Genomic DNA, 12,539 nt, shown 5'->3' on the forward strand with positions numbered 1-12,539 from the left:
AATGAAACGAATCTGGTTATCCGTTGCTTTTCTGACGGGCAGCCTGTTACTCGCAGCACCCGCCTCAGCACAACAAAGTGCTGAGGCGTTGCTGCAGAATATGGGTAACGCTTCCCGCACTCTCAGTTATGAACTCTCTTTTATTACCATTTCCCCGAAAGGTATCACTCCTGTCCGTTACCGCTATGCGGTTATGGATGGTCAGCCGGTCGCCCAGATTATGCAGATGGACAGCTCCCGGCGGGAAATCGTCCAGCGCGGGCAGGAAATCAGCTATTATGAGCCGGGGCTGGACTCATTCAGCCTGAGCGGTAATCACATTGTTGATTATCTGCCGTCGATTATTTTCGCGGACTTCAATGCCCTGAAAGCCTATTATAATTTTATTGATGTCGGACGGATTCATATCGGTGATCACCCGGGCCGGGTGGTGCGTATCACCTCGAAAGATAATTCACGTTACAATTATATTGTGGTCGCGGATGAAGAAACCGGCCTGCCATTGCAGGTGGATCTGCTGGATCAGAACAATGTCTCACTTGAGCAGTTCCGTGTGGTGTCCGCTTCCGTGGATAACGGTAGTGTGACTGAGGCGCTGAAAGCCGTACAGTCCGTCACGATGCCGCCGGTACTGGCTATCCCTCAGCCGGAAAAGGTCAAATTTGACTGGGATGTGATGCGTCTCCCGAACGGGTTTAAAGAGATGACCCGTAACCGCCGCCAGGTGGGTGAACAGGAATGGGTTGAAACCGTCATGTTCAGCGACGGCCTGTTCTCTTTTTCAGTGAATGTCGCCAAAGCGGTGAAGACACCAGAAAATCAACAGACAATGCGTCAGGGTTCGCGTACGCTGTACACCATACGTAAAGGTGATAATGAGATCACCGTCTTCGGCGAACTGCCGCCGGCAACGGCCCGGCAGATAGCAGATGGTGTGACATTCAGCGGAGGTTAATATGGTCAAAGAGTGGGCAACCGTGGTGCGCTGGCAGAACGGGCGCGCGGTGCTGCGTTACGGTTCATCTGCCGGATGCGGAAGTTGTAAAGCCCGGGCAGCATGCGGCTCTTATCTGCTGAATAAACTGGGACCGGAAGCAGAGCACCAGCTCGAAATTCCGGTCAGCGAACCATTGGTAACCGGTCAGAAAGTGGAGGTCGGGATACCGGAAGGCAGTCTGCTGCGTTCAGCGATGCTGGTATATCTGACGCCGCTTCTGGGATTATTTGCCGGTGCGGGTCTGGTGCAGGCACTGGCGGAAAGCCAGTCTGCGGTTCTCGCCGGGGGGATTCTCGGCGGTGCAGCCGGGTTCCTGCTGGCGCGTAAAATTGCCCGCCACTGGAGCGGCTCTGAGGATTATGAGCCGGTCATCCTGCAAATCGGCCTGCCGCCGTCAGCGCTTAGTGTTGATATGTGTGAATCCTGATTTATTCAGCTCCCCCGTTATAAAGTATGCCGGTCATGATTTGACCGGCATTTTTTTACCGCGAGAATGTCTTGTGATTTTACCCGCAGGACACCATGCAGGAAAGCCACCCGTCTGTAGTACGAATAAAAAAATAACAGCCTGAATGACCGGCTGTTATTTATCACTGCGGGTTGTTTTTATTGATGACAATCTGATGCCCGCAACTTGTCGCCAGGATAAAAATTAACAAATGGTGTAACGGATATGGATGATGATATCGGTCAGACTGAGCAGCAGTGGTTTCTGCTTCTCACCGATTGCATCCGGGAAGCTCAGGGTCAGGCTGTTATTATCATCCACCGGAATACCTTCAAACGGCAGCCAGTAGCCGTCATTGAAATCAAGCCGGAACTGGCCGTTATCATTGATACCGTGGGATAGTGCGATGGCTTTGCAGCCGGCCGGCAACGAGTTGCCGCCGTAACTGAATATAGCACGCATATCCTGATACGGACCAACCAGCGCCGGTAAGGTTACACTGATTTGTTTGATACGGCGTGTATTGCCCAGGCTGGCAGGATAGTCTGCCTCAATACCCAGTTTTTGCAGGTTGAACGCGGCATGCAGTTGTTTATCCTCCGTCATTGAAAGCCCGGTTGATGCTGGTGTATTCCCGCTGCCACTACCTTTCAGGAGGTCAGCAATTTTCACTGCCAGAATGACATTGTCAGTACGGTACACTTCTGCCAGAGAAACAGTACGGGTGACCTCCAGTGAGCGACTATCCCGTTTCAGCCATGCCTGCTCCATCTCTGCCAGGTTCAGCAACAAAGATTCCCCGGCCATCAGCCCGGCATTACTGCTCTGCCATGCACCCGGCTTGATATAGCGGGTTGCAGTATCGTTGGTTTGCCATGCGTAAGCTTTTTCCGCCATCATACAGCGGGTTGCTGTCAGGTCGTAGAAGCGGTAATAGATGGATGCCAGACGGCCGTGCAGCCAGCTATAAAGTGCTTTATTGCTGAATTGACGCTGCATTAACTCCAGTTGTGTCTGAGTCTGTGCCTGCTGGAGTTCCAGATGTTTGTACTGCATTTCTGTTGCGGTACGGCGGACAGCCAGGGCTTCCAGTTGTGCATCAATCTGTTTTACTTCAGATTCGGCATTATTTTTCTGGATTTCCCATTCCTGACGGCGGCGGCGCCATGCTTCAGACTGGCTGATGTTATCGGCAGTAGTTTTGGTGGCAGACGCCGCCAGGCTCATACCTGAACCAATTGCGTTCGGGACACCGCCCCAGCGGCTGCCCCCCGTGGCTACGCCGAAGATGTTCGGAGCCATATCGGCAACGGTGGCAGCCATATTCAGTGCGTCAACGGATGTACTCAGTACAGAAGAAGATAAATACAGATCCATGGTCCGTTTTTCTTCCGCACTGACATTTTCATCATACAGGACGCGGTAGCTGTCAACGCGGGATTGTGCCCCGGCCCGGCTCTGTTCCAGTGTTTTCTTCTCGGCATCCAGTTCGGTGAGAGCCTGTTCCTGCATTCGCAGGGAAGAGAGTATCAGTTCACCGGCCTGGTTTTGCAGCAGTTCACTCATCGCTTCCGCATCCCGGCGCTCAATCAGCCCCTGGAGGGTGGAACCGAACTGCATCAGCTGCCCGGTCAGCGAGCGGGCACTTTCCAGCGCCTGCGGGAAGCGCATTGCCGGGATGTCAGCAGACGGTAAAGATTTGCTGCCTCCGGATGCTGCGGCGGCGGCACTGAGCAGTGCGGCGGGGTCTGCCGGTGCGGCAAAGATTGGCAAAGATAATGGCTGACCATCAATGGAGAGATTATTGCGCAGATTAAACAGGCGCATTTCCAGCGTTTGCCAGTAGCCGAGCAGTTTTTCGTTTTGCTGCGGCCGGAACAATCCGGTCAGGGTATTGGCAGTGCGGACATCCGGCAGCAGGCCGCCGCTGCGGATACGGCTGATTTCGTCATGGAACTGTTTTGCCTGAGTTTTATCTGCCGCATTACTTAGTGACGGATTTTCCCAACCATTGTTGAGAATGCTGACAGGTTTATCCCCGAGCAGCCCCAGAGCCTGCATATACCACATTTTCGCTTCATTGAGGGTATCGCGTTCCGGTATGCGGTAAGCTTTGTCACCACGGGCAATCAGCAAATCCAGTAATTTCATCAGGGTGCTGACTTTGTAATGCATCGGATCATTCTGGGCGACCGCATCGGGATCAACCGAATCCAGCGGGTCGGCATTCCAGGACGTGTCTTCTTTCAGCGGACGTACCCGCCAATCACCGGCTCCATTTGCATCAGGGCGCCAGATATAGCTTAACCAGCGGTCAGCGTCGGTAAAGTTCTGCTCCTGCAACAGGCGCGTTGCTGCCATCATCGGGGTGTAATAGAACAATTCCCAGAAATAGAGTGCATTGGCACCACTGAAATCCATCGGTTCACCGGATTGTAATAAACCGGAGACCCCGTCTTCTGCCAGGCCGGCGAAGGTGCCCTTGTTAACGCTTTTATCCAATGTCCAGCCTTCAGGATTATTTTTATCAGCCTCGGTGCGGTAAAGACAGATCTGGTTTGTTGTTCCTGTCTGGTATTTCGCATTAATATATAAAGTATCCGACTTCGTATCAGCAGACTGACTCGCGGCGTTTTTAATCAGCGGAATAAATAATTTTACTTCTGTCGTATCGGTAATACTGAGTGAGCCGCTGTAAACAGAAAATTTGCCGTCGTTCGTGGCAACATTGCTGTAATAAATCGTAAATGCCCGGTCAGTGCCATGAATATCCGGGTTATACGGGTTCAGTGTCAGTGTGACATAGGTGCCCTGTCCCGGTTTCGGTTCAGGCAGATACTGGGTTTCAGGGGATAATATTGCGTCAATGCCGTTATTGGCACGTTCAATTAACTGGCGGGTGAAGAGAGTGTTTAACCGGGTACGGTAACCATCCCATTCCATATATTGAGCGCCATCCGGCGTGGTGTACAGGGATATGGATCTTGGATCTAAAACAGCATTCTTTATAACCAACTTATAAGTGGCAGTAGCTGCAAGAACATCTGTATTTTTGAAACTAACTGTTACTGTGATCTCCAGATTATTAATATCTGTATTGTCGGGAAGAGCTATTTTCTGTTCCCCAAACGGAAATTTCAGTATTTTTTCTGAATTAAGCGGGTAAGTCGGAGGGGTGAGCCCGGCGTCATGACCGTTTATTTTTTTTAGTTCACTCTCCTTGAGTTTAAACGTAATTTCGATATTATTTTCATGGATAGGTTTGGCTTGAGCTTTCATGGCGCCCAAGAGGAGTGTACCTGTATTTGCTGCGTCAGTATAAATAGCATAGTTTTCACTATTTGTCGCTAATTCTTCTTCAAGCGTACTATTAAATATAAAACATGACCCTGATTTTTCGTTTAGACCCAGAGTGAAACTCCGTTTTGTTGTGTTACTTGTCAGAATAATGCTATTAACTTCCGGCGTAAGATTACAGATGGAAAGAGCTATCTCACTTGCCGATTCTTTTGGCTTGATACCAGCTACGGCAAGCTTGTTAATAGAGCCGGACATCTTATCACCGTTAGGCTTTATTTCCATTGATTCCGGTTTATAAATTGTAGCGCCAGTAATTATGAGTCTACTAATATATCTTCTCCGCAAAGGTTCGGGAATATAATCAAATGTTTTCCTGGAATCGATGGTAATATAAGCATCAGGATTCAGTATCAGTGTTTTTTTATTATCATCATTCCTGATGAAATAGTTACCAGGGGATAGGATAAGATTCAGTGCCGGATTTCCGTCTCGTGATCCCAGGGTAAATTCGTAAGCGAACTTACTATTCAGAAGGGTATTTACCCTGACGGTAGTTTCTGTATCTAATTGATAGAAAACTTTATTTAATATATTTTTTATATCTTCTTCTTTTTCTTTTTCTTGGCTCATATCCGGAAGAATATTGAATCCGAAGGTTCCGTCCGGGACTGTGTTATTTTTTGTTATTTTTTTATAGCAGGCAATAAGCAGTGAGTTATCTTCCTGGTTGGCGGCACAGTACAGACCATTTTTTTCTCCGCCGGTTATGAAGTCATCAGTCACATGATAACTGAACGGCGAAGCCCAACTGCCGTCATATTTAATATGTGTCAGCTTCAGAGTAAAAGATGCCGTATCTTTACCGGTGTTATCTTTCTGTACTTGTTTTTCAATCCATAACAGATAAAGACGTGAATGAAAAATCACCGGACGCACCATATCCCCGTACGGATTCACCGCACAGGTAATTTCTTTCCAGTCACTCCAGGCATTGGCGGCAAAACGGCCGTTCTGACATTTACTGTGATCCGCTTTACGCCAGTAATATTTTTTCGGCTCAGTCTGGCTGGTACCGATAAACCAGGTGTTACCCTGATTAATATTAACAGTATCATGATAACCGCTGACCACTTTCAGGTTAGCGACCTGCTCAAAGGCGGTCAGGTACTGGCGGAAGCCGTTTTCCAGGGTATCTTTGCTGAGTTCACTTTGTGAAAGCTGCTCCAGCATGGTGTTCATCATCCCGGTCTGACCGATACGGAGGGTCGGGTCAACGAAGTTTTCAGGGTAATAGACTAACTGAGACACACCCGCCCAGGTACTGTAGCGTTTATTACAGGCATCCCAGTCTTTAAAGAACTGACGCTCAAGAGCGTCACTGTTTGCACCCGGCTCATCACCGGCAATGGTGCGGTTAATATAGAGCTGAATACCGGCGATGGCATCCGCCAGCAGGGTGGTGGTGATTTCAGCACTGACTTTTCCGTCCACCAGCAGATTACGCCAGATATCATCACGGTTTGCCACCGGATTATTCATGATCAGAGAGCGGTACTCTCCGCTGAGGGCTTCACTGCGGCGCGGTTCAGACTGATTTTGCAGTTGTTTGGTCTGTTGTTCGTTCAGACCGGCCTGTAACAATCCTGTCAGTGCGGAGAGATCTGCATAAGAAGCTTTCACATTCTCAGACACTGTCAGCAGAGTGGTGATATCTTTCGGGGTGATATGCAGGGTATCTGCCAAATCCAGCCGTGGCGGCAATGTCGCCAGCTGTGGCCATGTGGTCAGTTCCGGTTTTTGTCCGGCCTGTGTCAGTGCCTGAGTAATCACATCTTCTGACAGATTCAGTGCCTGTGCCAGAATTTTAACTGTCAGTGTCTTGCTTTGCAGTGCATCCAGTACCGTACCGGCCTGTTCACCGCAGCGGTTAATCAGGTTATGGAAATCACAGATGTTATACAGGTCAGTAATGATGCCGGCCGGTGCACCTTGTGACAATGTCTGAAGTTCGGCATTACTGAGTGCAAAGGTGTGAATTACCAATGCACGCTGTGCCAGTGCCTGACACCAGGCCGCCAGTTTTTTCTTGTCGCCGGCCGTCTGATCTTTTTTGATAATAAGCGCCCGGGCTTCGGTGGTAGCGGGTATCTCTGCGGGATGATTTTTATCCAGCCAGCGCAGCAGTGCTTCCCCTGATTCCGTGACGTCCAGTTGCATAGCCGCAGTAATCACCGGTGCCATGGTGGTATACAGTTCTGTATCGGTTTTATCAATACCACCGTTACGCAGGAGATCCAGCAGGACCTGCATCTCTTTGGTCGGTACCGCCGGAGATTCTTTACTCAGCAGCAGCATCAGCTGTTCAACAGTGATATTTTGTGTATTCAGCCATTGGGTGATCCGGGACAGAAAAGAGAGCATTTTCTGGCGTGTTTTGCCATCTAAATTGTAAACGTCCATTGAGCTGTAAGGGGACATCCGCAACAGGGCATCCAGTTGTGTTACTGTCAGGTTGTGCACATCCGCCAGCAGACGAACAAATAACAGGCCACGAAGTTTTTCTGTCTTGTTTTCGATAGCTTTGGATTTGTTTTTACGATTTGTGATAACAAATAGTTGCCACAAACCGGTATTATCTACCCGGAAAGCGCGTTTCAGGACTTCACGACGCGGGTCTTTGGCATCCGGTTCCATCGGAATGTCGTCACCACCTAACGTGTAAGTTACACCATTCAGCGGCGGATTATTAAACAGACGGTCAAAATGGCTGAGCTGCCCGTCATAGCGGACTTTGCTGATACCGGCGTTACACAGCATTAATGCTGTTTCAGTATCAATGCCATAACGTTTACGGTAAAGCAGCGTTTCGGTGAAACGGCGTAATTCGTATTCGTCTGAATCATTTCTTTCGTGGATTAATGCATGTTGTGTTTCGCGTGGGGTCATACCGCTGACTTTTGCCAGACGCAGTGTTTTATTGAGTCTGAGGAGCCATGTACCCGGTTTCGCATCGGGACGGATGGTGAAGGTGGTTGAGGTGTAATAGTTCCCGTCGCTGGCTGGTTCAGGTTTTTTTCTGGTGATTCCGATTTTAGTTTTTGCTTCTAAAAGCTTAGCATCCAGTGTGACGGGGATACTGTAGTGCTCCCCGGCCAGAGGAATAAACCCCTTTTTATCTGCCAGATTATTAAACGATTCATTATAGCCTATACTAAAATGCGTCGCGTCTTTCAGGGTTTCCGTTACACTAAAATTAACTAAAAACTGATTACCACCCTGCGGAATTAAATCAATATAGATTGCCTGTTTTTTATCATCCGGTGTTTTGGCCAGTTCACTGAATGTCATTTTCCCGCCGGTGCTTATTGCCGGTATTACCAGTTTATAATCGTCGTCATACATATCCGGTGTTGATAACAGGCCTGTTATTTCGGCGGCAATAAGGGCCTGAATTTCATCTGCCGGAAGCTCATAATAATTGGCCAGCGCATCCAGAGTCATAAGGTCTTTAATCTTAATCATCGGGAAGTTTTTTTTCAGAGATTTTTTCAGATCGGAACCGGTTAATGACTCTGTATCCTCTGTCAGTATGGCATACAACTTTGGTGAGATACCGGCGTTGTATGCCGCCAGTATGGCAAACTTCGCAGGGGTGCTGAGAATATTATCCGGCAGAACAAAATTCCGCTGCGCCAGGGCGTTATGCATTCCCTCAAACGGCAGGTTATACGGCGTTACACCACTGTTGCAGGACGTTGCCAGTGCGTCATAGTATTTGCTTTTGTCTGTCTGGGCGGCTTGTGTCATCAGAGCCGTTTCCAGTTGCTCATTCGCCAGTGACAGAGCAGAGATTTCGTTATCCAGATTGTCCTGAGAGAGCACCAGTTTTGCCAGGTCCGGACGGCGCTTATCCAGATTATGGTCACTGTCTTTTGGATGCAGTCCCCGGGCTTCACGGTACAGCTCAGTCAAATAACCGGCGGGGGAAAACATGGAAGAGACAGCGCCCGGGGCGGCAAACTCATCGGCACGCGGCACAATCATATCATCATAGCTATAAGGCATGGCACCGTGATAACGGGCCCGGCGCATCTCGTTGCGCAGCAGCGGGTTGGCGCGGGTCAGTGCCCGTGCAGTATAGAGCAGGTTGTTTTGTTTTTCTTTTTGCGCTGCACGGAACAGTAACCGTGCTTCATCCCGTGAAAGCTGACTCGTATTACGGATTTCGGCAAGGGAAAGTGGCATAAAATCGGTCAGGGTGAGAGGCTGGTCGGTACGTCCCTGATTCAGCTTTTCAAGGACTCTGGTTATTTTTTCCATTAATGATTGCCTCATAAATGTTAAAGTATCTGATGTAAGTGATTTATCCGGTAAAATATTCTTATGATTTACTTTATGTTCCTATCTATGGCTAAACTAAATCCATTTGTAAGTAAAAGTCACTATAAACAATCATTATAGCCAATGATTCTTTAGTCAAATAAACGGGTTGTCATAAGATGCTTATTTTTTATAGCTATATTAATTATTTGATTATTAGGTATATTTTCGTGTTATTATTTTTTATCTAATCATCATTAAAATTTATAAATCCAGCTATATTTATATAATCAGATGATTGGTTTAACAGATTCGGATGACTACACTTGGTGCAGAATGATTGGCCGGTTAATAGGGAAAGCGGGTTTTTTCCCCGCAAAATGAACGTTTCTTTGAGTTGAGTGTCTGTAGCATGTAGAATGCTGGCAATAAGTCTGTTAACCAGCAATATAGAGTGTTGGCTTTGAGTCCTTACAGGTGTCCAAAGCTAGTTTTATAGGGCATTACAAAGAAGAATTTTATCTTGAAAATCAACCATATCCGAAATTTTTCCATTATTGCTCATATCGATCATGGCAAATCGACCTTATCTGATCGCATTATTCAGATTTGCGGCGGTTTATCCGACCGTGAAATGGCCGCACAGGTTCTGGACTCAATGGATCTGGAACGCGAACGCGGCATTACCATCAAAGCACAGAGCGTAACGCTGGATTACACCGCGCAGAATGGTGAAACCTACCAGCTCAATTTCATCGATACCCCGGGCCATGTTGACTTCTCTTATGAGGTTTCCCGTTCACTGGCGGCGTGTGAAGGCGCGTTGCTGGTGGTTGATGCCGGTCAGGGCGTGGAAGCGCAGACACTGGCGAACTGCTATACGGCGATGGAAATGAACCTGGAAGTTGTTCCGGTTCTCAACAAAATTGACCTGCCTGCTGCCGACCCGGAGCGGGTGGCGGAAGAGATTGAAGATATCGTCGGGATTGAAGCGGCCGATGCGGTGCGCTGCTCGGCGAAAACCGGTGTGGGCGTCAACGATGTGATCGAACGCCTGGTACGCGATATTCCGCCGCCGGAAGGTGATCCTGATGCGCCGTTACAGGCACTGATTATTGACTCTTGGTTTGATAACTATTTAGGTGTTGTGTCTCTGATCCGGATTAAAAACGGCACACTGCGCAAAGGCGATAAAATTAAAGTGATGAGCACCGGCCAGGTGTATAACGCTGACCGTCTGGGGATCTTCACACCGAAACAGGTGGATAAAGATGTCCTCAGATGCGGTGAAGCCGGCTGGGTGGTCTGTGCCATTAAAGATATTCTCGGGGCGCCGGTCGGGGATACCCTGACAGGGGCCCGTCAGCCTGCCGAAAAAGCATTACCGGGCTTTAAAAAAGTGAAGCCGCAGGTATATGCCGGTCTGTTCCCGGTCAGTTCTGATGACTATGAAGCATTTCGTGATGCGCTCGGCAAACTGAGCCTCAACGATGCTTCCCTGTTCTATGAGCCGGAAAGTTCTACCGCGCTTGGCTTCGGTTTCCGCTGCGGCTTCCTCGGTCTTCTGCATATGGAGATTATCCAGGAGCGTCTGGAACGTGAATATGATCTCGATCTGATCACCACCGCGCCGACGGTTGTCTATGAAGTGGAAACCACCGGCGGCGAAATAGTGTATGTCGACAGTCCGTCCAAGCTGCCGCCGCTCAACAATATTGAAGAGCTGCGCGAACCGATTGCGGAATGTCATATGCTGCTGCCGCAGCAGTATCTCGGTAACGTGATTACGCTGTGTATTGAGAAACGCGGCGTGCAGACCAACATGGTCTATCACGGTAATCAGGTTGCTCTGACCTATGAAATTCCGATGGCGGAAGTGGTGCTCGATTTCTTTGACCGCCTGAAATCCACCTCACGCGGTTATGCATCACTGGATTACAACTTTAAACGTTTCCAGGCTTCTGACATGGTGCGTGTTGATATCCTTATCAACAGCGAGCGGGTTGACGCACTGGCACTGATTACACACCGTGATAATTCCATGTACCGCGGCCGTGAACTGGTTGAGAAGATGAAAGAGCTGATCCCGCGCCAGCAGTTTGACATCGCGATCCAGGCTGCCATCGGTATGCATATTATTGCGCGTTCAACAGTGAAACAGCTGCGTAAAAACGTCCTGGCGAAATGCTACGGCGGTGACGTCAGCCGTAAGAAAAAGCTGTTGCAGAAACAGAAAGACGGTAAGAAACGCATGAAGCAGGTTGGTAACGTTGAGTTACCGCAGGAAGCGTTTTTAGCCATTCTCCATGTCGGCAAAGATTAAACATTCAGCAGGTTGTAAGGAGACATAATGGCGAACACCTTTGCGCTGATCCTGACCCTGGCAACATTGGTTACCGGGATCATCTGGGCGGTGAATAAATTTAAAATTCAGCCGGCCCGTAAGAAAAAACTGGCGCGCATGGCAGAGCTGACCGAAGGAACCATGGATCAGGCTCATCTGGCTGAAACTGTGGCCAAACCGGGCTGGGTGGAAGGTACTGCATCCCTGTTCCCGGTACTGGCGATTGTTCTGATTGTACGCTCATTTATTTATGAGCCATTCCAGATCCCGTCCGGCTCCATGATGCCGACACTGTTAATCGGCGATTTTATGCTGGTGGAGAAATACGCTTACGGGTTAAAAGATCCGATCACGCAGACCACTCTGATTAAAACCGGGGAGCCGAAGCGTGGTGATATAGCGGTATTTAAATATCCGGATGATCCGCGTGTCGATTATGTCAAACGCGTGATTGGTCTGCCGGGTGATAAAGTGGTGTATGATCCGTATGCCAAAGAATTACAGGTCTATCCGGGCTGTACCAAAGACCAGAGCAGTTGTGAAACCCTGCCGGTCACCTATGGTCAGGAATACGAAAGCGAGTGGGCTATCCGCTGGGAGAAATCACCGCTGGGCGGCTCCTTTATGAGCGGCGGCGCACATCAGTTCCCGATCGAGGATGATATGGAAGTCGGTTACCGCCGTCAGGCGGAACGGATTGAAAACCTGGGGCCGGTTGCTCACCATATTCTGACCGTACCGGAAATCACACCGGACAGCATCAGCGGGCAGCGTCTGTTCCGTCAGCCGGGATTACCGGAGTACACCTGGATAGTGCCGGAAGGGCATTACTTTATGATGGGTGATAACCGTGATAACAGTTCGGACAGCCGCGTCTGGGGATTTGTGCCTGAACAAAACCTGGTCGGTCGTGCCAGCTTTATCTGGTTAAGCCTTGAAAAACAGGAAGGTGAATGGCCTACCGGTCTGCGCCTGAGCCGTTTCGGACGGATAGAATAGAAAAAACAGAATTTGCTGAGCATTACATGTAATCACAGTGTAGAATATGCCCGGCAAAATGATTGGCTCCCCGGTAGCGGGGAGCCAGTGCAAACGCAACAGTTTTGTATCGCGGTTTTCGCGGCTACAGG

The 12,539-nt window shown here is 49.1% G+C and carries 5 protein-coding genes; 4 read left to right on the plus strand and 1 reads right to left on the minus strand.

Annotation, left to right across the window (positions count from 1 at the left end):
• Window position 1: 1 nt before the first annotated feature.
• Both rseB and rseC read left to right on the plus strand, forming a co-directional pair.
• Complete coding sequence (rseB, locus tag AAZR23_RS02160; protein WP_046892570.1) at window positions 2-955, plus strand: sigma-E factor regulatory protein RseB; 954 nt, start codon at window positions 2-4, stop codon at window positions 953-955.
• Between the two features lies 1 nt (window position 956).
• Window positions 957-1,424: a SoxR-reducing system protein RseC gene (gene rseC, locus AAZR23_RS02165; protein WP_046892569.1), complete on the plus strand. Its 468-nt coding sequence runs from the start codon at window positions 957-959 to the stop codon at window positions 1,422-1,424.
• A gap of 225 nt (window positions 1,425-1,649) precedes the next feature.
• Here rseC and AAZR23_RS02170 read toward each other — a convergent pair whose 3' ends face one another.
• Complete coding sequence (locus AAZR23_RS02170; protein WP_434690259.1) at window positions 1,650-9,065, minus strand: neuraminidase-like domain-containing protein; 7,416 nt, start codon at window positions 9,063-9,065, stop codon at window positions 1,650-1,652.
• 529 nt (window positions 9,066-9,594) lie between these two features.
• Between AAZR23_RS02170 and lepA the strand changes: the two genes are divergently transcribed.
• Window positions 9,595-11,388: a translation elongation factor 4 gene (gene lepA / locus AAZR23_RS02175; protein ID WP_107678452.1), complete on the plus strand. Its 1,794-nt coding sequence runs from the start codon at window positions 9,595-9,597 to the stop codon at window positions 11,386-11,388.
• 27 nt (window positions 11,389-11,415) lie between these two features.
• On the plus strand, window positions 11,416-12,408 hold the full coding sequence (lepB, locus tag AAZR23_RS02180; protein WP_046892567.1) for a signal peptidase I: 993 nt from the start codon (window positions 11,416-11,418) through the stop codon (window positions 12,406-12,408).
• The last annotated feature ends 131 nt before the right edge of the window (window positions 12,409-12,539 follow it).

Origin of the sequence: Morganella sp. Je.2.23, assembly GCF_051129855.1 — a bacterium.
Taxonomy (GTDB): Bacteria; Pseudomonadota; Gammaproteobacteria; order Enterobacterales; family Enterobacteriaceae; genus Morganella; species Morganella sibonii.